This is a genomic window from uncultured Prevotella sp., from assembly GCF_946407605.1.
GTDB lineage: Bacteria > Bacteroidota > Bacteroidia > Bacteroidales > Bacteroidaceae > Prevotella.
Window position 1 is genome coordinate 23557 of sequence record NZ_CAMJOS010000022.1, and the last position, 25716, is coordinate 49272.

Sequence of the window (25716 nt, forward strand, 5' to 3'; positions counted from 1 at the left end):
TATATCATTGTTATCGTGTGACTTCGTCGAACTCTTTATCCCATTAGTCGCACGACAATCAGAAAACTTACACAAGAGGAATAATTTTATTTACTTTGATATCGTATTCATCCACTCACAAAATATTTTTTTTGTTTTTAATGTCAAAACATCAAAGGCATCAAAACGCAAAGCGCACTGACTCATATCAAATGGGCCAGTGCGCATTATTTATAAGTAACATGATGGTTACTGCATGTCGTAGACCACCTGCATGAGGCGCTTGCCGAGGGCGTCGGCCTCGTCCATGGTCTGTGCCTCGCTATAGACACGGATGATGGGCTCGGTGTTGGACTTGCGCAGGTGCACCCACTTGGTGGGGAAGTCGATCTTCACGCCGTCGATATCGTTGACGGTGGCCTCGGGGTCGGCAGCAAACATCTCCTTGACCTTGACGAGGATAGCGTCGACATCGGTCTCGGGGGTGAGGTCGATGCGGTTCTTGGCTATCTGATAGTCGGGGAAGGTTTTTCTCAGCTCACTAACCTTCATGCCCTTCTGTGCCAGGCTGCTGAGGAATAGACCGATGCCTACAAGGGCATCGCGACCATAGTGGCTCTCGGGATAGATGACTCCACCATTGCCCTCGCCGCCAATGACGGCACCCACTTCCTTCATCTTCGTGGTGACGTTGACCTCGCCAACGGCAGCAGCTGTGTACTTGCCGCCATGACGCTCGGTGACGTCGCGCAGGGCGCGGGTAGAACTCAGATTAGAAACGGTGTTGCCCTTGTCGTGAGACAGCACGTAGTCGGCGACAGAGACGAGGGTGTATTCCTCACCAAACATCTTGCCGTCCTCGCAGATGAAGGCGAGACGGTCTACGTCGGGGTCAACCACGATACCAAGGTCGAAACCGCCCTGACGCATCTTTTCCATGATGCCCTGCAGGTTTTTCTCCAGGGGCTCGGGGTTATGGGCAAACTGACCGGTGCAGTCGCCATTGAGAATCTCGAAGTCGACACCCAGGGCCTTGAACAGGTTGGGGAGGATAATGCCACCAACAGAGTTGATGGTGTCGGCACAGACGCGGAACTTACGGGCGCGGATGGCCTCGACATCGACGAGACGCAGGTCGAGCACGGACTGGATGTGCTGCTGGTTGATGGTGTCGTCCTTGACAACATGGCCCAACTGCTCTACGGGAGCGTAGTTGAAGTTCTCGGCCTCGGCAATGCGCAGCACCTCGGCACCGTCGGCAGCTGTGAGGAACTCGCCCTCGCTATTGAGGAGCTTCAGAGCGTTCCACTGCGTGGGGTTGTGAGAGGCGGTGATGATGATGCCACCATCGGCCTTATGCCAGCGTACGGCCAGCTCGGTGGTGGGGGTGGTGGCCAGACCAATGTCGATGACTTCGTAGCCCATGCCCACGAGGGTGCCGCAGACGACGTCGCGCACCATAGGACCAGAGATACGGCCATCGCGGCCTACTACGATTTTCTTTCCACCAATGAAGGTGGCGTATGCTGTTGTGAACTTGACGATATCCAGGGGATTGAGGGTGTCACCCGTTGGTCCGCCAATGGTGCCACGGATGCCTGATATAGACTTAATCAGTGTCATAAATCAATGGTTCTTTGAAGTGTTATTTCGTAATAATAGGGATAAACATAGCTGGAAGCCACCGTATGGCCTTGGGTGTGGGGCACGATGAGGCGCACCTTGGCGATATGGTCGGTGGCGGTACGTGGCCTGCCTACGTTGATATAGGGTAGGGGCGAGATGAGTCCCGTGGGCACCGACGTGGTGCTGTAGGTGCTGTACATAGTGCCCTCGGTGGTAAACGACGCGGTGAAGGTGTTACCTGTGCGCTTCACAACCATATAGTCGGGCTGGTAGGGTGACGTGTCGTTACCTATCTGCGAGTTGTCCATGATGCACTGCTCGTAGAAGCGCATGATGAGGGTGGTGTTCTCGCCGTCGCGGATGGGCGAGCCGCAGCCTTTATGCACAATCTGCATATAGACGCCGTTATTGTTGAGGTAAACGAACTCGTTCTTCGCCGTGTCGGTCATGTCGCCCTGGGCGTGGAATGTCTCTTCGCTGATGACGACGATGCTAGAGTCGGAGATGAACTTGCTGATAGCATCACGTTCCTTGTCCTTCTTCTCGCCGTAGGTCTCGTAGTTGTCGCAACCTACGAACACGGCCAGACAGCACAGTGTGGTCAAAGCGATGAAAAGTCTTTTCATATTGCCATTGTTATTTAATCGGCTGCAAAGGTAATACTTTTCGGTGAAAGGTGAAAGGTGAAAGGTGAATAAAATGCTTCCGCTCTACATTAATTAACTATTATGTACTGAATCAAACGAATATATTTTTTATTGGAAACGAATTAGAATAATTAGAACGAATTAGAATAAATATATTTTTATTCTCATTAAAGAGTTTATTATTCCAATTACTGCGAGTACTCGTGGGTCTTCGACAAGTCTCGTGGATTAATTATTCTCATTATTCTAATTCGTTTCTTTAAAAAACGTTTCTTTATTTCCTCATTCGTTTCTTAAAATCTTATTTCAGTTGGTCCTCGAAGGCGGCGATGGCCTGCTGGGTGATGCGGACAGCTTCGTCGAGCGAGCACTCGAGGCGTCCACCAGAGGCGTTGAGATGTCCGCCGCCATTGAAGAAACGGGCTGCCACCTCGTTGCAGGGGAAGTCATCGACAGAGCGGAGCGACACCCACACGAGGTTCTCCTTCTCCGTATCCTCGCGCAGGGATATGCTGAGCTTGAGGCCCTTGATCTGCTGGGGGATGTTGACCAGACCCTCGGCGTCGCCTTTGATGAAATGGAAGCGCTTGAGGTCGTCGCGGCTCAGGGTGAAATAGGCCGCATGACGAGGTGCGTCGTACACCAACTTCTCGTACATGACATAGCCCATGAGGCGGATGCGGTTTTCGGAGTAGTTGTGATAGACGTTGCGGTAGATCTTATCCTTGTTGATATGCTTGGTGAGCAGCTGTCCGATGATGAAGAAGATGTCGGGGTCGGTGGAGTTGAAGGTGAAGCCACCGGTATCGGTCATCATGCCGCAATAGACGGGAACGGCGAAGTGCTTGTCGGCCTGTGGAAACAGTCCTAACTGCCACGCCAGACGGAACACCAGCTCGCAGGTGGATGAGGCCTTGGGACGCGAGATGGAGAGCACGGCATCGACATCGGGGTCGAGATGATGGTCGATGAGCACCTTCTTGGCCGTTGACTTCTGCAGGGCCTCGGTCATATCGCCGGTGCGACTGATGGTGTTGAAGTCGAGACAGAAGATGAGGTCGGCATGCTGGATGGTCCAGTCGCAGCCCTCACGGTGCTTGTCGTAACGGATAATCTTCTCCGTGTCGGGCAGCCACTGCAGGAAGTCGGGATACTGGTCGGGCACTATCATCTGGGGCTCCTTGCCCATGAGACGCAGACAGGCACTCCATCCCAGCACAGAGCCGATGGCATCGCCGTCGGGGCTGCGGTGACAGACGCACAGGATGGTTTCTGCATGAAGAACAAGCGTGCGAAGTTGCTCGCACGCTTGTTCGGTTAGAATATTTTCGAGCATTAACTCTTAACTCTTAATTCTTAATTCTTAACTTAAAAGAGCTTGTTAGGATAAACGCCCTCGTCGACCAGCTTCTTGATGCGCTCTACGGTAGCCTCACGGTCGGCAGCGTAGGTGACGCCAAACCACTTAGAGGTGGTGTCGAGCACTTCGCAGGTGGCGGTGCCGTCGTTGATGAGCTTGTTGACCATCAGAGGGATGAAGAACTCAGCCTTGAGGTTCTGCATATTCTTCGGGTCGCTGAGGAACTCCTTGAAGTAAGCCTCAGAATACTCGAAATAGTCGGGGGTGAAGCCCCACATGTTCATGCTGACGGGTACGTTCTCGCCCAGCTCTTGCCACTGTCCCTGCTCGTCCTTATAGCGGATGGGCTGGTTGGCAGCGCCGGCCTGTGAGCCGTCCTCGGCGCAGCGCACAATCTCGGTACGCTCTACCACGTCGGTGAGGTGACGCTTGTCGTTGTAGGCACACACACCACGGGCCACGGTGCCGTTTTCGCTGAGGGTGTTGCTCACGCGGAAGCCCACCATAGCGTATGTGTTCTTTGAGCCTTCCTTGAGGTTGCTGAGGAACTTGCCAATCTGCATGAAGGCGTCGCGGCCATAGAAGTCGTCGCAGTTGATGACGCAGAAGGGCTCCTTGATGACGTCCTTACCCATGAGCACGGCGTGATTGGTGCCCCAGGGCTTTACGCGACCTTCGGGAACCTTGAAGCCAGCGGGCAGGGCGTCGAGGGCCTGGAAGCAGAGTTCGCAGGGCACCTGACCCTGGTACTTGGCGAGAATCTGTGTGCGGAACTGCTCTTCGAAGTCCTTGCGGATGACCCATACGATTTTGCCGAATCCAGCCTGGATGGCGTCGTAGATACTATAGTCCATGATAGTCTCGCCGTTAGGACCCAGACCATCGAGTTGCTTTAAGCCACCATAGCGGCTTCCCATGCCAGCGGCAAGTAGGAAAAGAGTTGGTTTCATTTTGCTGTATATTTTAAAGGTTTAACACTTTTCAGGTGCAAAGATACGAATAAGTGAGCAAAAAACCAAATTTATTTGAGTTTTTTCGAACGAGAGTATCTTGGGGCGAGATTAGAACGGGTAGCCGATGGCCAGATGCAGGGAGTGCATATCGCTGAAGCGCGGGATGTTGAAGTAGCCCGACTTACCCGTGTCGTAAGGCAGGTGGAGACCGAAGCCCCAGTCCACACGTATCACGAGGAACTCCATGTCGTAGCGCAGGCCGATGCCGGTGCCGGTGGCCAGCTGCTTGAGGAAGGTGGAAGGCTGGAGGGTGCTGTTGACGTAGAGGCTGTTCATAAAGTCCACGGTATCGTAGTAATCCTCCTCGTAGTCGGCCTTGTCGAGGGTGATGGTCTCTCGGTTCCACACGTTGCCGGCATCGAGATAGACGGCGCCATAGAGGTTGCCCACCAGCTGTCGGCGGTATTCCAGGTTCATCACCAGCTTGATGTCGCCATTGTGTAGCACGTAGGAGAACTGCTTGCTGAAGGAGATGCCCGGGAAGGCGCCAGGGCCTATGCTGCGCACGGTGAAGGCGCGTATGCTGTTGGCGCCGCCGGCATAGAAGGCCTCGCTATAGGGCGGCTCGGTGGTGTTGCCGTAGTTGTAGATGAAGCCCGCATTAACGTGGCCCACCAGCTGCGACTTGCTGTCGAGGTTCCACGTCTTGGTGAGGTCGGTCTCGAGGCGCAGGAACTGTGAGTACACGTTCTTGAACAGCGTCTTGTTCTTCTGGTTCCACCCGTTGCCCTGCACCACCACGTCGTAGAGGGCGGTGGCGTTGCCCGACTCTTCGAGGGAGGTCTCCCAGCGGATGGGGTTGACCTTGTCTTGCGGACTGGTATAAGTATAGGTGTAGCGCATCTTGGGGATGAAGTAGTCGCTCATCGACACGATGATATAGGGGTTCTTGGAGATGATGTCCTCGAACTCTGCGGTGTGTGAGTTCATATACTGATACTTCAGGGTGAGCGGTGAGAACTCGTGGCGGCTGGTCTCGGATGGCTGCCAGCGGTAGGTCCACTCGCCCGAGGCGATGTGCATCTTATAGTAGTTGGGACGCCGTATGATGTCGGTAGATACCTTGGCGATGGTCCAGGGTGTGGAGTAGAAGCGCGGCTTGAGGTTGGTGCCCCGCTCGCGTCGTTTGCGCATGATGTTGCGCTCGCTGTAGAAGGGCAGGATGATTTGCGGAAACTCCACGGAGACGTCGGCACCATACTGATAGGAGCTCATGCTCTCGGTGTTGCCGCTGGTCTGCCATTCGTAGTTGCCGTGGACGTTGATATCTATTTTCTCGCCTCCGCGGAACAGGTTGCGGCGGGTGACACCGGCCTTCAACTCGGGGCCCATGCGACCTATGGTGCGGTTGATGAAGTTGGTCTCGATATAGAAGTCGTAGGGCTTGTCGAAGGTGCAGTTGAGCAGCAGGTCGAGGGTGTCCTTGTCACGTGGTGTGAACTGGAAATCAACGCTGCTGAACACGCCCGAGGCATTGATTTTCTGCAGAGACTCCTGATAGTTGTCGTAGCTGAAGGCGCTGCGGGGGCGCAGCTTCATGTTGCGCAGGATGACGCCCGGACGGATGGGGGAGCGCTTGCCGCTGAAGCGCACCTTGAGAAAGTTGCGGCCTGTGCTGTCGGTGAGCTCTTCGCGGGCTGTGCGTCGCATCTGCATGGTGACATTACCTATATACCAGGGCTGGAGGGCCTGCTGCGGCAGCGAGTCGGCCAGCTGGAGGCGCAGTCGGGCTCGGTTGGCGATGTCGAAGGTGTCGGCAAGATAGGAGGCATATCCCGACTGATAGTAGAAGTAGCCGTTGTTGCGGAACAGCTGTGTCAGTCGGCTGCGCTCGGCCTGCAGGTTGCCAACGCTGAAGGGTGCGTCCTTGACTATCTTCGCCTCGCTGCGGGTGGAGTCGATGAGGGCCTGCATCTGCGGGGGGAAGTTGACGTAGGTCATCGTATCGACGGTGAACAGCGTGTCGAGGTTGACGGTATAGCCTATCTTCATCTTCTTGGGATTCTTCTGGGGCACCTCGTAGAAGGTCACGTCGCCGTGCATATAGCCGTTTTTCTGCAGCACCGACTTAGCCACCGAGGCCCGCAGCTGGGGGTTCACCTTACTCATCAGCACGGGGGCCTTGCCAAATGACTTGAGTAGCCATTTCTTGAACTTGCCGCTGGAGCCGTAGGCATAGTTCCATACCCACAGACCATAGGGGAATGGCGTGCGGTAATAGCTGCTGCCGAAGAGGGCACCATTAGGCTGGGTGGCCAGCGCCGCCTCCAGCTCTTCCTGTGTCGCGGTGAAATGGTCGTTTTCCTCGTAGTTCTCGTAGTTGATGGCCTCCAGACCGATGAAGAGCTGATCATCATCGGGCACCAGCTTGGTGGTGGAGCAGGCAGAGAGTATCACGAGGAGAGTCAGGTGATAGACGGCGAGTGATATGTGCTTAGCGTATCGTGTCATTGCGAAGGGTTTTTGTGGTGTCGCGCGGTGCTATGGTGCTGCTGTCGCGGGGAGCGGTGAGGCTGCCGTTGCGGGGCATCATCCTCCCGTTGCGTATCATGGGCTGCTCGGTCTTGGTCTTCAGCGAGAATATCTCCCACCAGTGGTTCAGCTTGCGTCGCCAGATGAAGCCGCCGCCATACTCGCTGGTATAGCCCTCGAGCCAGTCGTAGGCGTTCTGGTTGTAGAACATCTTGACGTATTGGTTGGAGGTGGGACTGAGGCGATACTCCATCGCCACATTGTCGAAGAACGACTGTTTGTTCTGTTCCTGAATCTCGTTGCCGGTAGTCACCTTGCCGCCAATCTGCACCTTCAGGCGGTTGTTCCAGAAGCGCTTGGCAAACTTGAACGAGTAGTCGGTGTGCGACTGGCCCGTGGCATCCATGTTGTTGTTGAGGCCGATGCTGACATCGACCGACTTGAGGGCGCTACCGGTGAGGTTGTTGATCTCGCTTTCAAGGAAGGCACTCAGCGCATTGTTCATCATTGAGCCGCTGGTGTTGCCGTCGGAGAGATACATGCCTGTGGTAAGCATGGTGACGGCAATCTTACTGCGCTGCTCTACGGAGAGGGCGTTGAGCTCGCTGCTGACGGTATAATCCTCGGGGGCGGAGATGACGAACTCCAGTCCCATGTTATTGAGGGTCTGGGTGATGGTGACGCCACAGTCGAACGTCACACTGCGGGTGGCTTCACCCTCGTTGCCTACAGAGGCGGTGGTGCGTTCGGTGGCGGTGATGTTGAGGGTGGGGTTCATCACGTCGCCGGTAAACTCCACGTAGCTGCCTTCCTGGATATTAAAGGTCTTGAGCGGGATGATAGGCAGCGAGTATTTCATCTGGCCGCTGGTAATGGTGTAGCGTCCCCTCATGCTGAGGTCGTCGGCATTGTTGTACAGCATACGCAGCTCGCCTTCTCCTAACAGGTCCACATAGTTGGTCTGGTCGATGTCGAGGCCGCATCTGACGTGGGCTCCCGGGTTGATGTTGATGCGAAGGTCCATGTCCAGACCCTGGGGTGTGGGCTTCAGCACCACCGTCTGTGTGGAGTCGCTGAAGTCGGTGAACTTCACCAACTCGTCCATCTGGTTATCTGTGGAGAGAGGTGAGTCGAGCAGCAGGTAATGAAGGTCGGTAGTGCCTAGCACGTCGAGGCGTCCACGCATGCGCAGCTGGTCCATCGGGCCTCGCATAGAGGCGTAGAAGTTGACGAAGGCCTTGCCGAAGGCGATGGAGTTGGCGTTCTGCTTGGAGTTGATGAGCTGGAAGTCGGTGGCCTGCATGCGCAGGTCCATAGACATATGGTCCAGATCGCCGAAGTCGATGTTACCCATGATGTTCAGCGGGTTGTCGTTGTAGGCATACATGGTGAAGTTCTCGAGTAGCAGCTTGGACTGCTGGATGCGTACAGGGTCGTCGTCGAAGCGCAGACGGATGCCGTAGGGCTGACTGAGCAGCGCTGCCGACTCGAGGAATACCTCGCCGTTGACGTCGGGACGACTCAGCGAGCCCTTCACCGTCATCTCGCCTTCGGCCACACCTTCCAGGCCCAGCAGGTGGTCGGGGATGAAGCCGTTGATGAGGCCCAGCGGCATGCGGGTGAGCGTCAGCGTGGCATCGAGATATTCGTTGCCGTCGGTCACCTTCTTATTACGGTAGCTACCGCTGATGGTGGCTATCTCGTTGCCGTCCTGCAGCAGGGTGCCCTCTACGGCATGGGTGTCGTCCTCGCGCTGCAGATACACAAACTCTGTACCGAGATTACCCATGGGACTGCCTTCGTAGGTCATATCCTTGACCAGCATGTCGCTGGCCACGGAGATCTGCTTGTTCTGGTTCATCATCAGGTGGTAGTCGCCGTCGAGCAAGCCTGTGATATGCGGCACATAGGGGATGGCGGAGGTGAGGTGATCCAGGTCGAATTGCGTAAGGCTGATGGTGAGGTCCTGCAGCAGGGTGGAGTCCTGATTCTCGGAATAGACCTTTACACCGGTCTTGTTGTCGGCCACCAGACTGACGTTGGCTTGTAGCTTCAGGTCCTGGCGCAGGAACAGGTAGTTATCCTTGTTGAGCGTGAACTCACGATAGCCGATGGTGGGACGCTCGGGCAGCAGGTGGAAGCGCAGACCGTCTTCCTCCATCTCTACCTTCGCACCCAGGCGTAGGCCCAGCCTGTTGTCTTTGTCGAGGAAGCGTATGCCGACGCTGGCGCCGTGTTCCTGCAGCAAGCCGTCGGCAGTGGCGGTAAATACAAACTGTGGGTTCTTGCGATTGTTGGCCACGCGTCCCTGGAAGGTGAGTCCGTGGTTGGGCTTATCAGTCAGCGTGACGAAGACGGAGTCGATGCGGGTGGAGTCGGCGTTGAGGTTTAGGATATGTGCCTGTCCGTTGAGGCCCGTCACCGGCGAGGTGTTCAGGTCGATAAGTAACTCCTTGAAGTCGATATTGGCGGCAGCCTTCAGGATATTAGCCATCGGGTTGCCCTGCTGGCTGCTGACGTAGAGGCGACCCTGGGGCAGCATTGCTTTCAGCGTGGGCTGGTCGATGGTGCGGCGCTGCAGCTGCGAGCTGATGGAGTCGCCGAGGGCTGCGAGCTTGTCAAACAGCGGACCATAGGCGCCGCTGGCGTCCATCTTGATAATCAGCGTGCCGCTCTGTGCCCTCACATAGGTGGTGTCGGGGTTAGCCCTGAGCAGCAGTCCAATCTTCTCGGGGTGATAGGTCTTCAGCGAGTCTTTCAGATAGATATTGTCGGCGAGTCCGCTGAGGTAGTGGGTGTCGTCGAGATTACTGCTGACGGTGAAGTCGCCAGTGAGCCCGATGGTGAGCGGATGTTCCGTCACGCCGAAGCCGTAGAGGTTGAGGTGTGACAGATCTGTAGATAACGAGGCCTCGATGTTGTTACGCTTCTCGAGCTTGCTCAGGGCGGCAGAAAGACTGATGGTGCCCTCGATGAGTGAGTCGCAGGCAATGAGGTCGGCCTGGGCCTTGCCGTCTTTCAGACTGGCTTTCAGCTGAATGTCGTCGAAGTCCTTGTCGCCAAAGGCCAGATGATGGATGGTGCCTTCGGCATTCATCCATGCGCTGGAGTGGAAGAAGTCGGTACCGCGGCCCTTCACGCTGATCTGTGCGTCGAAGGTCTTCAGGTCGGAGCCGGGCAGGAAGGCGCCCAGGTTCAGACGGCTGGCGGTGCTCTGTACGTCATAGCTCATCAGACGCTGGTCGAAGTTGGCCTTCAGCGTCATGCGTCCTGTGCCCTGTCGTGCCGTGAGGTCGGCAATATAGTGTGAGCCGTTGATGTAGGCGGTGCCTTCCAAAGTCAGTCCCGAGGGGATGCGGAAGGCATCTTGCGGTATGTCGAAGGTGCGCAGCAGGGGCTTCATGTCGAAGGTCTGTGCTTTCAGTCGCAGCTGTGCCAGCAGGTGGTCTATGTCGGTGAGGTTCTCTACCGTGCCGTCGCCGCTCATCTCGAACAGGGTGGGCCACGACAGCTGGTCTAACTCAATCTGTGCCTTCTGGATGTTGCCCTGCACCTGACCCTTCAGCAATAGGGGCCATTCGGGCAGGTGGCGGGTGTCGATGCCGTCGTAGAAATGTGCCATATCCTCCTTGCCCACCTGTGCGTCGAGGGTGACGTCCATGAGTCCCTGATTCAGGGAGTCGGCAATGCTGAAGTCCACGTCGGCCTTACCCTTAATGCTAGTATAGGGGGTGCGCAGCAAGAGCCAGGGCAGGCGGATGCCTGTGCTGTCGATGGTCACAGGACCTTTCAACTCCTGTACGTCGAGTCCGCAGACCTCACGCATCGAGGCGTGGCGTATGTTAAGCTTGGTGATGGGGTCGAAATAGAGAATGCTGTCGATGGTCCAGTTGATGTCGCTGACATCCAGGTGGCTATAGTCCATCAGCTGGGGATGCAGCAGGTCGCGGCTATAGGGTTCGTAGGGCATGTCGAACAGCAGGTGGCCGTCCTGCCACTGGAACGAGCCTACCTCGTAACGGCTCTCGGCCAGGTCGATGCGCCCGTCCTTAGCCTGCATCATTGCGGCGGCAACGCCAATGAGCATCGAGTCGCCAGGCAGGTGTAAATCAACGGAAGAACGTTCGATGTTAACGGCATCGAAGCCGATGCGCCAGAGCACGGGACCTGTGTCGGTGGTGTCGACAGCGGCGGTGTCGCTGAGCAGGATGGTGACGTCGGCATCGGCCAGCGTGACCTCACTCAGGTTGACGTCGCCATCGTTGATGTTTATCTTGCTGGGGTTCAGCTTCAGCAGACCCATCTGACCCTTCACCTGAAGGTCGGAAATCATGCTGAGGGTGTTGATGCGGGCTTCTTGTATCGACAGCTCGTCGATAACCACGTTGCCGTCAATCAACGGCAGCAGTTGCACATCTACCACAGCCCGACCAATATCGGCCAGCGTGTCGCCCTCTTGTTTTACCAGCACACCTTCCAAGCTCAGGTCGAGTGGGAAACTCAGGTCCACACCCTCTATGGTGATGTCCATGCCTGTCTGCTCGGAGGCTATCTCGGTGGCCTGACGTACCAGCCATCGCTGCACAGGAGGCACGTAGATAAGCAGTGGCAGCGCCAGGATGGCGATGACTGCTACTACAGCTGCGATGGCAATATACTTCAGGCGTTTCTTCATTTTCAATTATCAATGAGTGATTGCAACTGGCCCCACAACGGGTCGGGGGGTAACGGGGCCTCGATGTCTATGGGTGCCTTGCTCACCGGATGGATGAATGATATGCGGTGGCTCTGCAGAGAGATGCTGCCGTCGGGGTTGGAGCGCTTGGCACCATATTTCAGGTCGCCTTTTATAGGGCAGCCCATCGCTGCCAACTGACAGCGAATCTGATGGTGACGACCCGTCATCAACTGTACCTCCAGCAGGGCATAACGCTCGCCGATGGCCAGCACCCTATATCGCAATTGGGCCTTCTTGGAGTGGGGCACCTCGTGGTCGTAAGCATAGCTTTTATTCTGTTGTTCGTTGCGTGTCAGCCAGTTCTCCAGCATCTGCCACTCGCCACTTTCTTCTTTGACCTTTAATCTATCCTCTTTCCTCCTTCCACTTTCCTCTTTTAACCTTCCACATTCCACAATCGCCCAATACGTCTTGTGTACCTCGCCCTCTGCAAACATCTTGTTCAGGCGGGGCAGGGCTTTGGAAGTGCGTGCAAAGACCACCAGCCCTGAGACGGGACGGTCGAGCCTATGCACCACACCCAGAAACACCGCTCCGGGTTTCTGGTATTTTTCTTTGATATAGTCCTTGACAATATCAGAAAGGGGGCGATCGCCAGTCTTGTCGCCCTGTACGATCTCCCCGCTCTGTTTGTTGACTATAATAATATGGTTGTCCTCGTAAACGACTTCCATATCTCTTACATCTTACTTCTTACTTAAGACATCTTACATGTTCATGCCGCCATCAACCTGGATGACCTGTCCGCTGACGTAGCTCGACATATCTGATGCCAGGAATGTAGCCACATTGGCAATATCCTCTACCTGACCGCCACGGCGCAGGGGGATCTTGTTGCACCACTCCTTGCGGATGTCCTCAGGAAGGGCTGCTGTCATAGCTGTCTCGATGAAACCTGGGGCGATGGCGTTGGCACGGATACCCTTGGGACCCATCTCCTGAGCGATACTCTTTGCCAGAGCAATCAAACCAGCCTTTGAGGCAGCGTAGTTGGCCTGACCAGCGTTACCGTGAACACCAACGACAGAGGCCATGTTGATGATAGAACCGCCACGCTGACGCATCATCACAGGCACACAGGCATGGATGAAGTTGAAAGCCGACTTCAGGTTCACGGCAATCACGGCGTCCCACTGCTGCTCTGTCATACGCAGCATCAGACCGTCCTTGGTAATGCCGGCGTTGTTCACCAGTATATCGATGCTTCCAAACTCTTCCTTCACTGCCTTCACCACTTCCTCGGTCTGAGCAAAGTCGGCAGCGTTACTTGCATAGCTCTTGGCCTTCACGCCCAGGGCAGCAATCTCCTTTTCGGTCTCCTCGTTGATCTCGAGGTCGGTGAATGCAATGTTTGCGCCTTCAGCGGCGTACTTCAGTGCGATAGCCTTTCCGATACCGCGTGCTGCACCAGTAATCAGCGCAGTCTTACCTTCTAATAATCCCATTTGTTTTCTTTTTACTTTATAAAAATAATGTATTAAATCTTAATCTTTTTACCTAAAGCACCATATACAAACTTAGCCACCTGGGGCTTCGTGTCCTCCTCGCGCATGCCGTGCGCAATACGTCCGTAAATATAAGGAACCTCCAGACCTTTGATACAATAGTGCGTGATGTCGGCCACCAGCTCCACATTGTCTATGTCGAACTCGCCGTCCTCCTTGCCTTCGGCAAATACCTTGCGGAACAGCTCCACCTCGGCATCGTCAAAGTGACGGCGAACCTTTTCCACCATCCAGATGTTACGGAAGAACTCTGCCCTGAGGTTACCATTTCTCACTACCGTCTCGCGAATCATGCTCAGGTGGGTGTAGATCAGCTCTATCACCTTGTCCTGAGGACTGATGCGGCGTGCTGCCACCTCGTCAAGCTTGTCGCTAAGACGCTCTAGCTCCGTCTCGATGACGGCATAATATATATCCTCCTTCGACTTGAAGTAGGTGTACAGCGTGCGGCGACCCTTGCCGGATGCCTGCGCAATGTCGTTCATCGTGGTGTTCTCAAGGCCGTTCTTGGCAAACAGCTGACGAGCTACATCCACTAACAGTTGTCTAGTCTTCGATATTGACATATATTCGTTGCACACATTGGTTATTGTGTGCAAAAGTACGCTTTTTATTTCAAATGACCAAGGTTTTTTGCTTAAAAAGTGCCAAAAAGCAAAAAAGATGCATTAAAATTTGCATATCTCGAAAAATAGTCGTACCTTTGCAGCCGCAAAACAGGGAAGGCCTGTTAATTGGTTTGATTTATATCGCGGAGTGGAGCAGTTGGTAGCTCGCCAGGCTCATAACCTGGAGGTCGCATGTTCGAGTCCTGCCTCCGCAACTCAGAAGCCCGATGAGAATCGGGCTTCTTTCGTATTGTTTCGGCAGTACCCTTCACATGCTCCCGGTCGCAGTTCTTCGCAGAGCGAAGCGTCCCTTTGGGCCGAGCGCGAGTCCTGCCTCCGCAACTCAGAAGCCCGATTCTCATCGGGCTTCTTTCGTTTTATATCCTTTTACATTCTGCCGCCGAAGCCGCCGCCTCCACCGAAGCCACCGCCGCCTCCGCGACCTCCTCCGAAGCCACCGCCACCACCGCGTCCGCCGCGGTTGCCACGGCCTTCGCCTTCGCCTCCGCCGAAGCCGCCACGACCTTGGTTGTTACCTCCGAAGAAGTTGAGGCGATAGCTGACATGCAGCATGGCGTAAGAGGTAATGGCGTTGACCTCACGATCGGTCCAGCCATTGGCATTGATGGTACGTGAGAAGTTGGTCTGCTCGTGCAGGATATCGTACCACTGCAGTATGACGGTGAGTTTCTTGCCGCGCAGGAAGCTCTGCGAGAGCTGTGCGTTCCACAGCATCTCGTTGGTGTTGAGGGTCTCGTCGGCATAGCCTCGCTTGCTATATACGTGGAAGTCGGTAGAGAGGTCGGTACCCCACGGGAAGGTGATGCGGGTGTTGCCGCCGTAGTTGAAGTTCCACGTGTCGAGATTACGCGAAGCCTGCAGTCGGTTCTCGGTGCGTGCGTAGGTGGTAGATGCGTTGAGTGACACGTTGAGCCACTTGTTGCGGAAGCTCAGCGAGACATCGGGTGACACGTTGATGCTATGGGTGACGTTGCGGTCGGGTGTCTCCGTGCGGTTCTGGTTCACATAGCTCACCTGATGGCGGTAGTTGGCCCTCAGGCTACCGCTGAGGTCCCAGCGGTTGAGGGTGTCGAGACCCATGTTGAAGGTGATGCCGCCGTTAGTGCTCCAGTTACCATTGTAGTTGTCAGGACGACTGATGCGGCGACCTGTGAGCTCTTCATAGGTAACGATGTTGCCGATGCTGTTGGTGGTGACCTGGAAACTGGCGTTAGAGCTGAAGCTCCAGTGGCGCTGGTTCTTTGGCACCTGGAAGCCCATACTGTCTTCTACAAGCGTGGGCTTGCGCTGCATCTGGAAGTTAGTGGAGAAATTATAGTTGAACGAGGGCTTCAGACCAGGGTTACCCATGGTGACTGACAGCGGGTTGGTGTCGTCGTAGATGTCGAGTAGCTGTGTGATGCTGGGCTGCGACATGTTTCCTCTAAACTGCACCTGCAGGTTGGTGTACTGGTCGAAGCGATAGCGCAGGTTGAGGGTGGGGGAGACGTTGACAACGGTACGTACGGTGTCGACGGGCTTGCCCAGGTACTGCTGGATATAGTGCGACTTCTGTGGTTGCAGGTTGACACCCACGTTCATATTGTATTTCTCGCGGTTCAGACGAATCTGTATGTCAGCATTATGACTATACTCCGTACGCTCAGAATAGCGGCTGAGGCTGGTAGAGAGGAATGTCTCGTAGTTATCGGGCAGGAAACCGAAGTCACGATAGTCGTCGAGGGCGCGCTGGAACTCCTCCTCACTCATGCCCAGCAGGTCGTAGGTCTGCGGGTCGCTTTTCTGATAATTATACCTGAAATTGTAGTTCAACTGCAGGAAGATACCCTCCTGTCCCACCATCCGTCGACCACGATTGCCGAAGGGACCACGTCCGCGCTGGGTGGTGTCCACAGGCTCCTCCTTACGTGGGAAGATATAGACGGGCTCGGTGTATGTGGTACCTATCTGGAAGCTGTAGTTCTTGGTGTCGCTGGTTGTGTAGCGGTTGGTCTGGTAAACAGAGTCTTGACCCAGCTTGTTTTTCTGCAGCCAGAGGTGAACACCCGAGAGGTTGGCATTGCGGTTGTCGCCATCGCTATAGTTGACGTTGCCGCTGAGGGCGACGTTACGACCATTGCTGTTCAGACGGCGGTATATCTGCACCTGCGAGCTGAGGTTCCTATTATTACCATAGCTCAACGACTTGTTCTCGCGGCTGTTGACTACCAGGCTGTCCTTGCTCATCGTCTTCAGACCGTCGTTGCTGAGGGGGTCGGTGACATAGTCGAAGGGGTCGGCATTGAACGATGCCGAGGTAGAGCCGTTCTGATTGTCGTTGCTGGAGATGCTGACGTTAGGACGGAACGAGAGGTTGGTGACCGAGTCTATCTGCCACTGCAGGTTCATGTTGCCTGTCCACGAGTTGTTGCGGCTGTAGCTCTGGCTGACGCTGTTGGAGAAGGCACCGCCACGTGTGTTGACGAAGTTCTCCGAGCCAGTGCGGTTCCAGTTGTTAGTGTTGTTGTGAGTCCAGGTAACACGACCGCTAAGCTTCAGGTCCTTGTCGTTCTCGTAGCTGATGTCGAGGGCACCCGTCTTGGTGTGACGCTGTCCCTGACCATTGCCTCGGCCTCGTCCGCCACGACCCGAGAAGTTTCTGTCGTTGACGTTGTTGGCGTTGCCCATGAAGGTATAGCGCATGGCACCGAAGGGCTTCATGGCGGTGAGACGCACACCATAGCGTTGGTCGGTACCAATACCTAAGTCAGGGTTGGCCTGTATGCCGTTGCGTGCGCTACGCTTGGTGGTGAACTCGAGCACGAAGTCATCGTTGCCGTCGTCCACACCCGTCATACGGCTCAGGTCGCTCTTCTCGTCGTAGGCCTTCACCTTGTCGATAACGTAAGACGGCAGGTTCTTCATCACGGCATCGTTGTTGCCTGTCATGAAGTCGCGACCGTCGAGCTTGAACTTCTTCACCTCCTTGCCGTTGACGGTAATCTTACCGTCGTCGTCAATCTTGGCACCAGGCAACACCTCGACCAGCGCCTCGATGACGGAGCCCTCGGGCACACGGAAGGCATCGGCATTATAGACTACCGTATCATCCTTGATGACCATCTTGGGGATGTTGGCCACAACGATGGCTTCGGCTATCTCTACCGTGTTGGGCTCCAGCGAGATGGTGCCCAGCGACTGGTTGCTGCTGGTCTTGTTGATGTTGCGGGTGTATTCCTTGTAACCCAGAAAGGTGATCTTCATGAAATAATTGCCAGAGCGGACTTCGCTAAACGAAAAAGCGCCGCGTTCGTCGGAGAGCGTGCCTCCCACGAAGGTGGTGTCCTTGGCATTGTTTCTGCGGGTTGTGATGCGGTAGAGCTGTACGGTGGCTCTTTCCAAAACTTCACCATTGTCTTTGTCGATGACGCGGCCGGAAAGGGTCTCACGCTGGGCATTAGCGCTCATGCTCAGCAATAGGGCCACCAGCAGTAGGAGGTGTCGTAGGTCCATTTGTCTAGTTCGTATAATTAATAAGGGTTTTAACTAAATGTTTTGATGGATTGCGGCGCGGATGGTTTAACGGTTTAAGACTTTTTATGTTTTTCGGATAATGAAAAAGTCCGATCGCAGGGCTTTTATAACCTGCAACCGGACTTGTATGCGTTTTGTGATTCATTGTTGTTGCATGAAACTCACTTCATGCGTCTTAGTACTTTCTGATAATAACGGTTTGTAGCACGTACACTGAAGTTAGGTCCGCCATTCCATAAACGTATTGCTTTCTCTACGTCGTTCTTGGCGTTGTACTTAGACTGAATCAGAAGGAACATCTCTTTCGACTTGGCCACGTCGTATCTGTCGGCCAAAGTGTAACGCAGTTCACTGCCGCGAGCCTCGAGGATGATGTTACATTCCTTGACGGCAATAGGAGTAATCTGCATGGCGCCTACCGAGTTCCCACTCACGGCGTTTGGATTTCCTTCGCTCTCTACCAGTATGATGGCCTCTATCACAGGGGTCCAGTCAAACTGCTCTGGAGTTGTCTTTTTGGCTGCCCCAGCACTGAGGGGCCTCAGGATTAAGATAGACAAGCCCAGACAAAATAGTTTTGCATATTTTACCATAGACTCTATGTAATGGGGCTTATCACAAGCCCTTGAATGAATATTTTCTCTTGTCCGTTCTCATCACGAGAGTAATGGGCAATCCTGAATCTGCGTGCAAAGATAATGAAATTTTTGCAAGAGTGCCAAATAAATTTAGTTTTTTTTGCTTTTATTTAGATGCCAATTTAGTCGATGTCGACCACCGTAATACCTGCTCCGCCGAACTGCACATGCTCGTCTTTGCAGGACTTTACGTTGGGTACGGTGCGCAGATATTGGCGTATCAGCTGGCGCAGAATACCGCTGCCGGTGCCGTGGAGAATACGTACCCTCGACATGCCGATGAGGATGGCATCGTCGATGAAGTGCATCACGGTGTCGATGGCTTCGTCGCCACGCATACCGCGCACGTCGATGTCCTGGTGGAAGTTCGATTTGCGGTCCTCCATCGTGGCACGCGTCATCTTCGAGGTCTGGATGGCCAGCTCGGCATGCTTCTGGGCGGCATTGCCACTTTCAACTTTCAACTTTCCACTTTCACCTTTCCACTTTCCACTTTCAACTCTCTCCAGTTGCTCTACCTTCACCTTGCTGCGTACGTCGCCGAAGATCACGGAGGCTTGCTTGCCTTGTATGCTCTCTATCGTGCCAATGGTGTTAAGACCTTTTATGCGCACGCTGTCGCCAATTTGGAGTTGAGCGTTTGTCGCCGCTGAGCTATTCTCTTTCCACTCTCCTCTTTCCTCCTTCCTCTTTCCACTCTCCTCTTTCCTCTTTTTATTCTCCTCTTTCCTCTTTTCTTTACGAGCCTTGCGCTCCTCCATCTGACGAAGCTTCTTGGCAAACTCCTCCTCGCTCATCAGACCACGGGTGTCGTCGTTCTGCACCTGGGCACGAAACTCCTGCAGCTCCTCACGAATCTCGCGGGTGCGCTCCTTCTCGGCCTGTGCCTCACGAATCTCGCGGATGGCGTTCTCTATCTTACGGTTAGCCTCGGCCAACAGCTCTTCAGCCTGCTGCTGGGCGCGCTGTATGATTTTCTTTCGTTCGCGTTCTATCTCCTCCAGGTTACTCTCATAGCGCTGGATATGTCCCTCCAGGTTCTTCTCGTGCTGATGGATGGTCTGACGCTTGCCTTCCCAGTAGCGCTTGTCGCGCACAATGTCCTGCAGGTATTTGTCGCTCTGTATGTACTCCGAGCCTACGATGTCCGACGCATCTTTGATCACCTCCTCGGGCAGTCCAGTCTTGCGGGCTATCTCGATGGCAAAGCTGGAGCCAGGCTGACCTATGCTCAGCTGGAACAGCGCCTGCATCTCATGACGGTCGTAGAGCATCGCACCATTCACCACACCCTCGTGGTCGTCGGCAAAATGCTTCAGGTTCTGATAGTGGGTGGTGATGATTCCGAAGGTCTTCTTCTGCCAGAACTGCTTCAGCACGGCTTCGGCAATGGCGCCGCCAATCATAGGCTCTGTGCCGCCTCCAAACTCATCTATTAATAATAAGGTGTGGGCGTCGCAGCTCTTGATCATCTGCTTCATATTCATCAGGTGCGACGAGTAGGTCGACAGGTCGTCCTCTATGCTCTGCTCGTCGCCGATGTCAATCATGATGTTCTGGAACAGACCACAGGTAGAGCGCTCGCTCATGGGCACGCTGAGTCCACATTGCAGCATATACTGCAGCAGACCCACCGTCTTCAGACATACCGACTTACCGCCCGCGTTGGGGCCAGAGATAATTAACAATCTTCCAACATTTCTCTTTCCACTCTCCTCTTTCCTCTTTCCACTAAGTTCTATATCCAGTGGCACCACTTTCTTGTCCTGTTTCGCCAGCGACCTTTGCAGCAACGGGTGTATCGCCCTTATCCAGTCTATCGTGGGTTCCGCTTTCACCTCTGGTTCAAAGGCCTGCATCTGCTCGGCCAGCTCAGCCTTCGCCTGTATCAGGTCGATGGTGGCCAGGAAACGGTACGAGTCGAGAATCTCCTTTACGTGAGGACGTACCTCGTCGGAGAAGACCGTCAGGATGCGAATCACCTCGCGACGCTCTTCCGCCTCCAGCTCACGTACACGGTTGTTAGCCTCCACCACCTCGGCAGGCTCAATAAACACGGTCTTACCCGTTGCACTCTCGTCGTGCACAATGCCGTTGATCTTGCGTTTCAGCGCTGGTGCCACAGGAATCATCAGTCTTCCGTCGCGCAGCGTGGGTGCCGCATCCTTGTCAACCAAGCCGTCGCGCTGTGCCGAGTGTAATATAGTATATAAGGTACGCGAGATGCTACCCTCCATCTTCGACTGCTCGTGACGTATGCCAGCCAACGTCATCGATGCGCTGTCCTTGATCCTGCCATACTTATCCAAAATGGAGTCTATGCGCCGAATCATCGCAGGAAAGATGAACACACCTTCTGTCAGTCGATAGAGCGCAGGGTATTGTGGACTGTTTCCTTCTTCCACATTCCTCTGAAGGAAGTTCACGATATTGGCGATGGTCTCCAGCGAGCGACGCAGGTCGAATACCTCGTTCTCCTCCAGGTGCGTGTTAGCCAGTCTGATGCGGGTGATGCTCTCGCGCACATCGAAGAAATACTGCATGGGGAAGTCGTCGTGCTCCTCCTTCAGTCGTCTGAACTCCCGCACCTGCTGCAGCCATTCGTTCACCTCGTCAGCGTTCTGCGAGAAGGCCATCTCGTCCACCATCTCGCGTCCCAATGAGCTGAGACAGCGCTGCTTCAGCAACGTGCGTATTTCGCTAAACCCTATTTTCTGTTCGTAGTTATTCGGATAAATCATGCTGCAAAGGTAGTGCAAATCGAGCGAAAAACCAAATTTATTTGAGTTTTTCCGAGATGCAGCCTACTTTCGAGGCGTAGACTCAAAGTGCGAATAAGCGAGTAAAAACCAAATTTATTTGAGTATTTTCGAGCGTGAGTACCTTAGACTACAGGTCAAAGGTAGTGCAAACCGAACGAAAAGACAACAGAGTTAAGAGTTTTTAATACCTTTAATGTTAAAATTCTTTAAGAATAGATATTTTCTTATTTCATAATTCTTAATTCTTAATTAATATTCGTACCTTTGCACCCGCTTTTCAGGCACTCAAGGAGAGATGGTAGAGTGGTCGATTACAACGGTCTTGAAAACCGTCGTGCTGAGAGGCACCGGGGGTTCGAATCCCTCTCTCTCCGCAACAAGAAACGTCAAGCTTTTCTTGGCGTTTTTTTGTTGCGTATGCGAACCATGTTCTCACGTTCTTTTAGTCGCTATGCTTGGTAAAAGCGCCCCTTCGGGTCGAGCGCGAATCCCTCTCTCCGCAACCATCATTACGATGATTGCGTTTTTTCTATTTCATTTTCCACTCGCCGTTACGTTCCACCATCGGCACCAGGACTTCCTCCAGCGTGCTGTCGGCATAGCATACCATCAGGAATACCTGCATGAGCTGGAGCGTGCTGTCCATCTGGGCACGCGAAGCCGTAATGGAGGCAATGTCGCCGTGCTCCTCTTTATGCTGTACGATGAACTGTTTGTATGTGGTGATGAGCTGCTCGCGATAGCTGGCAGGCATCTGCTCCGCATCGGCACGACCTGCCAGGAACGATTCGTAGTCGCCCTCCAGCAGACTCTCATAGCTTTGCTGGGCTGAGGCCATGGCAGCATCCTCGGGGGTGGGCTCTTCGCCACAGGCCATGAGGCTTATGAGGCCGAGGAGCCCCATGAGCCCTATGAAAAATCGCTTCTTCATTTCTGACGGATAAAGATATTGATGGGCGAGCCTGTCAGCGTCCAGTGCTGACGTATCTGGTTTTCAAGGAAGCGACGGTAGGGCTCCTTGATATACTGCGGCAGGTTGGCGTAGAAGATAAAGGTGGGAATCTGGGTGTCGGGCACCTGACTCACATATTTGATCTTGATATACTTGCCTTTGATGCTGGGCGGCGGCGTGGCCTCGATGATGGGCAGCATCACCTCGTTGAGCTTGTTGGTGCCAATGCGTATCTTACGGTTCAGATAGACCTCCTTGGCGGTCTCCAGCACCTTGAAGATGCGCTGCTTGGTCATGGCCGAGGCGAAGATGATGGGGAAGTCCTTGAAGGGTGCCATACGTTCGCGGATGGCATTCTCGAAGGTGTCGATGACTATCTGACTCTTGTCTTCCACAAGGTCCCATTTGTTGACCACCACCACCAGGCTCTTGTTGTTCTTCTGAATGAGCTGGAAGATATTCATGTCCTGTGCCTCGATACCGCGGGTGGCATCGATCATGAGGATGCACACGTCGCTATTCTCAATGGCGCGGATAGAGCGCATGACGCTATAGAACTCCAGGTCTTCGCTGACCTTGTTCTTGCGGCGGATGCCTGCGGTATCGACCAGATAGAAGTCGAAGCCGAACTTATCGTAGCGGGTGTAGATAGAGTCGCGTGTGGTGCCAGCGATATCGGTTACGATGTTGCGCTCCTCGCCGATGAAAGCGTTGATGAGGCTCGACTTGCCCGCATTAGGACGTCCCACCACAGCAAAGCGAGGGATACCCTCCTCGGCATCGTCCTTGTCTTTCTTAGGCAGGGTCTCAATCACCTTGTCGAGCAGGTCGCCAGTACCGCTACCTGTGGCGGCGCTGATGCAGTAGGGGTCGCCTAGCCCCAGCTTGTAGAACTCGTACTGTCCGTAGTTGTCCTTGTTGTCGTCGGCCTTGTTGGCCACCAGCAGCACTGGCAGCTTGGCGCGGCGCAGGATCTGTGCCACATCCATGTCCCAGTCGGTGACGCCGTTCTTGATGTCGCAGACAAACAGCACCAGGTCGGCCTCCTCGGTGGCTATGACCACCTGCTTGCGAATCTCCTCCTCGAAGATATCATCACTGTTGACCACCCAGCCGCCAGTATCCACCACCGAGAACTCGTTGCCGCACCATTCGCACTTGCCGTACTGGCGGTCGCGGGTGGTGCCGGCCTCGTCGCTGACGATGGCCTGACGACTATTGGTCAGTCTATTGAATAAGGTGGACTTACCCACGTTGGGACGGCCCACAATAGCTACTAAATTTCCCATATCTTAATCTCTCAATCTCAAATCTTAAACCTCAAAGCTCAAACCTAATCCGGGTTATACCCGAAATTATCCAGCTCTTTCTGCGACGAGCGCCAGTCTTTGTCCACCTTGACGAAGACCTCCAGGTAGATATGCTTGTCGAAGAACTTCTCCAATGCCTTACGGGCCTCGGTAGATACCTTCTTCAGCGCTACGCCTTGATGGCCGATGATGATGCCTTTCTGCGAGTCGCGCTCCACATAGATGACGGCGTTGATATGAATCTGACGGTCGTCCTCCTTGAAGCTTTCTACCACTACCTCGACGGAGTAGGGTATCTCCTTGTCATAGAACAGCAGGATTTTTTCGCGAATAATCTCTGACACGAAGAAACGGGCGGGCTTGTCTGTCAGCTGGTCCTTGTCGAAGAACGCGGGACTCTCGGGCAGCAGCTCCTGAATACGTTTCAGCAGCAGGTCGGTGCCAAACTTGTTCTTGGCCGAGATAGGCAGGATCTCTGCGTTGGGCAGCAGGGCATGCCATTTCTCGACGATGGCGGCCAGCTTCTGCTGACTACTCCCGTCTCCCTTGGGGGAGGGGTCGGGGGTGAGGCTATCTATCTTGTTAATCAAGAGCAGCACAGGGATGGTCATCTTCTGCACCTTTTCCAGGAACTCCATGTTCTTCTCTGGGTTCTCCACCACGTCGGTCACATAGAGCAGCACGTCGGCATCGGTCAGCGCACTCTCGCTGAAGGCGAGCATCGACTCCTGCAGCTTGTAGTTGGGCTTCAGCACACCTGGGGTGTCGCTAAACACAATCTGCATGTCGTCGGTGTTGACGATACCCATGATGCGATGACGAGTGGTCTGAGCCTTGAACGTTGCTATAGAGATACGTTCGCCCACCAACTGGTTCATCAGCGTCGATTTTCCTACGTTAGGATTGCCCACAATGTTTACAAAGCCTGCTTTGTGTTTCATCAGTCGTTCGTTCATTTTGGTGCAAAGATAATCATTTTCACCCAATATTCAAAATGTTTTGCAAAAAAAGAGCGTTTTTGCAAACGCAGGACTTTCACCCTCGCTGCAAAAACGCCCTTGATTATTTGTTAAGGCAATGCCCTACGACATTACTTCAAGAACATCGGCTTGATAAATAGGTTCTTGGCCTTCTGCTTGGTCATGCTTCTTGCTCCTTCACCTTCACCTTCGCCTTCGCCTTCTTCACCTTCTTCACCTTCTTCTTCCTCTTCATCATATTCGTAGAGGTAGTTGATGTCTTTGAGGTTGCCTTCATAGCCCCAGTTCGAGACGTAGATGGGGTCGTTCAGTATGGTTGAGGCTGCGATGTTAACCTTATAGAACTCAAGCGTTGAGAACGAGAGGTAGAACTTGTCGCCTTCCTTCTTGATGCTGATGAATGCACGGTCACTGGCTTCAATGAACTCAGAGGTATAGAACTCACTTGAGCTAATGTAATCAGCATCACTTTCCAACGCAGCTAAGTACTTGTCTCTGTCGATAGAAATGGCAGCCAAACTTGAAAGAACGAAGTTTCCTTCGGGTAGACCATCAAAATAGACGCTCTGAGCTCTAAAGTAGATGCTAAACTCGTGGATATCGGCAGGCAGATCGCTTTTATCGCCTTCTGTCCAAATGTCGGTATATGGGCAGTTGAATATGTTGATGTAGAAATAGGTCACGTTATTGATAGAGTCAACGGACTTATACCAGTATCCGTAGTCGAGGTTGAACGTCTTGTCATCGAGTGTCAATGAGGTGGCGTAGTTGGTAGAATCCTTCTTCTCGGCTTCCTCTTCATCATCCTTAATCTTTTCAAACTCTGACTTCAGGTCAGTCATGTTGACGGCACCGCCAGTGTAGCTGAACGTTGCGCTCTTCTTGATGAGGACGAGCTGCTCGTCTTCTTCACCAAAGATATCCACGCCGCTAACGCTGATAGTATAGTCGTCGCCGCTCTTGCTGATGGTCACCTGAGCATTGCCGGTAGAGTCAGGCTCGCAGAAATACATGATAACGTTGTCCAGGGCTTTTAAATTGCTGCTGACGCCTCTCGTGATTTGCATGGTGAAATCCTTGAAGGTACCAGTGGGCAACGAGGCATTGCTGCCATTGTTGTCTTTGATGAGAATCTGCACCATGTCGGCATTATAGAAGTGACGACCCTGCTTGGCATAAGCCTCAATGTCCAGGTTGTACAGATCTACGACGTAAACATTCTCGTTATCCTCTGTATCGTATGCCCAGAAGCAATGGTTTACATCGACGTTCAACTCGCCCATGTCCATCTTTGACGTGCCGCTGCTGGCGCTGCCACTATAGCTGCCGCCATTATCGTCATCATCGTCGCCGCAGGCCACGAAACTCACACTCACCAATGCCATCATGAGGATGGACATCATGCTAAGAAAGTACTTTTTCATGTTTTCTTTTTAATTAATTTAGTCATTGATAATTATTTTTGCGCAAAAGTATAGAAATTCTCGTGCTTAGCCAATTGAATTAAGGTTTATTAAACCTTCGTGGCGGCATTTAGTCTCTTTTAACTCCGATTCCTTTTGTGCTGACTAAAAAAGGAAGGAAAGCCAAAG

The 25716-nt window shown here is 53.8% G+C and carries 16 protein-coding genes and 2 tRNA genes; 2 read left to right on the forward strand and 16 right to left on the reverse strand.

The features are described 5' to 3' along the window. Positions 1-228: 228 nt before the first annotated feature. The 9 genes from glmM to Q0R57_RS10035 all read right to left on the reverse strand — a co-directional run bounded on the left by glmM (position 229) and on the right by Q0R57_RS10035 (position 13906). Positions 229-1602, reverse strand: coding sequence for a phosphoglucosamine mutase (gene glmM, locus Q0R57_RS09995; protein WP_294746881.1), 1374 nt, complete (start codon positions 1600-1602; stop codon positions 229-231). Beyond that, positions 1599-2231 carry a DUF4827 domain-containing protein gene (locus Q0R57_RS10000; protein WP_294746884.1) on the reverse strand — a complete coding sequence of 211 codons (633 nt, stop codon included), beginning with the start codon at positions 2229-2231 and terminating at the stop codon, positions 1599-1601. The genes glmM and Q0R57_RS10000 overlap by 4 nt, the downstream gene beginning before the upstream one ends. Positions 2232-2553: 322 nt before the next feature. Beyond that, complete coding sequence (locus Q0R57_RS10005; RefSeq protein ID WP_294746887.1) at positions 2554-3588, reverse strand: DHH family phosphoesterase; 1035 nt, start codon at positions 3586-3588, stop codon at positions 2554-2556. 32 nt (positions 3589-3620) lie between these two features. After that, positions 3621-4562, reverse strand: coding sequence for a sugar phosphate nucleotidyltransferase (locus Q0R57_RS10010; protein WP_294746890.1), 942 nt, complete (start codon positions 4560-4562; stop codon positions 3621-3623). A gap of 111 nt (positions 4563-4673) precedes the next feature. Next, a complete protein-coding gene (locus tag Q0R57_RS10015) occupies positions 4674-7076 on the reverse strand; it encodes a BamA/TamA family outer membrane protein (RefSeq protein ID WP_294746893.1) in 2403 nt (800 codons plus the stop codon). Next, on the reverse strand, positions 7060-11772 hold the full coding sequence (locus Q0R57_RS10020) for a translocation/assembly module TamB domain-containing protein (RefSeq protein WP_294746897.1): 4713 nt from the start codon (positions 11770-11772) through the stop codon (positions 7060-7062). Before Q0R57_RS10020 ends, Q0R57_RS10015 begins: the two co-directional genes overlap by 17 nt. Positions 11773-11774: 2 nt before the next feature. Next, positions 11775-12509, reverse strand: a complete 735-nt coding sequence (locus tag Q0R57_RS10025) for an RluA family pseudouridine synthase (protein WP_294746901.1) — start codon at positions 12507-12509, stop codon at positions 11775-11777. A 33-nt stretch (positions 12510-12542) separates the two neighbouring features. Beyond that, positions 12543-13280, reverse strand: coding sequence for a 3-oxoacyl-[acyl-carrier-protein] reductase (gene fabG, locus Q0R57_RS10030; protein WP_294746904.1), 738 nt, complete (start codon positions 13278-13280; stop codon positions 12543-12545). A gap of 32 nt (positions 13281-13312) precedes the next feature. Beyond that, positions 13313-13906, reverse strand: coding sequence for a TetR/AcrR family transcriptional regulator (locus Q0R57_RS10035; RefSeq protein ID WP_294746907.1), 594 nt, complete (start codon positions 13904-13906; stop codon positions 13313-13315). A 184-nt stretch (positions 13907-14090) separates the two neighbouring features. Between Q0R57_RS10035 and Q0R57_RS10040 the strand changes: the two genes are divergently transcribed. Then, positions 14091-14163 (forward strand) — tRNA-Met (locus Q0R57_RS10040). A gap of 172 nt (positions 14164-14335) precedes the next feature. On the opposite strand, the gene Q0R57_RS10045 is transcribed toward Q0R57_RS10040, so the two are convergent. The 3 genes from Q0R57_RS10045 to Q0R57_RS10055 form a co-directional block, all read right to left on the reverse strand. Beyond that, a complete protein-coding gene (locus tag Q0R57_RS10045) occupies positions 14336-17461 on the reverse strand; it encodes an outer membrane beta-barrel protein (RefSeq protein ID WP_294746910.1) in 3126 nt (1041 codons plus the stop codon). A 182-nt stretch (positions 17462-17643) separates the two neighbouring features. Continuing rightward, on the reverse strand, positions 17644-18075 hold the full coding sequence (locus Q0R57_RS10050; protein WP_294746913.1) for a transglycosylase SLT domain-containing protein: 432 nt from the start codon (positions 18073-18075) through the stop codon (positions 17644-17646). Positions 18076-18242: 167 nt separating this feature from the next. Next, entirely contained in the window at positions 18243-20861 is a 2619-nt protein-coding gene (locus Q0R57_RS10055; RefSeq protein WP_294746916.1) for a Smr/MutS family protein, read from the reverse strand. 310 nt (positions 20862-21171) lie between these two features. Between Q0R57_RS10055 and Q0R57_RS10060 the strand changes: the two genes are divergently transcribed. Beyond that, positions 21172-21256, forward strand: a tRNA-Ser gene (locus Q0R57_RS10060). A 155-nt stretch (positions 21257-21411) separates the two neighbouring features. Here the strand turns inward: Q0R57_RS10060 and Q0R57_RS10065 are convergent. The 4 genes from Q0R57_RS10065 to Q0R57_RS10080 form a co-directional block, all read right to left on the reverse strand. After that, a complete protein-coding gene (locus tag Q0R57_RS10065; RefSeq protein ID WP_294746918.1) occupies positions 21412-21813 on the reverse strand; it encodes a hypothetical protein in 402 nt (133 codons plus the stop codon). After that, positions 21810-23123 carry a ribosome biogenesis GTPase Der gene (gene der, locus Q0R57_RS10070; protein ID WP_294746920.1) on the reverse strand — a complete coding sequence of 438 codons (1314 nt, stop codon included), beginning with the start codon at positions 23121-23123 and terminating at the stop codon, positions 21810-21812. The genes Q0R57_RS10065 and der overlap by 4 nt, the downstream gene beginning before the upstream one ends. A 44-nt stretch (positions 23124-23167) precedes the next feature. Continuing rightward, complete coding sequence (era, locus tag Q0R57_RS10075) at positions 23168-24085, reverse strand: GTPase Era (protein WP_294746923.1); 918 nt, start codon at positions 24083-24085, stop codon at positions 23168-23170. 149 nt (positions 24086-24234) lie between these two features. Continuing rightward, positions 24235-25548 carry a hypothetical protein gene (locus Q0R57_RS10080; protein WP_294746926.1) on the reverse strand — a complete coding sequence of 438 codons (1314 nt, stop codon included), beginning with the start codon at positions 25546-25548 and terminating at the stop codon, positions 24235-24237. Positions 25549-25716 lie beyond the last annotated feature (168 nt).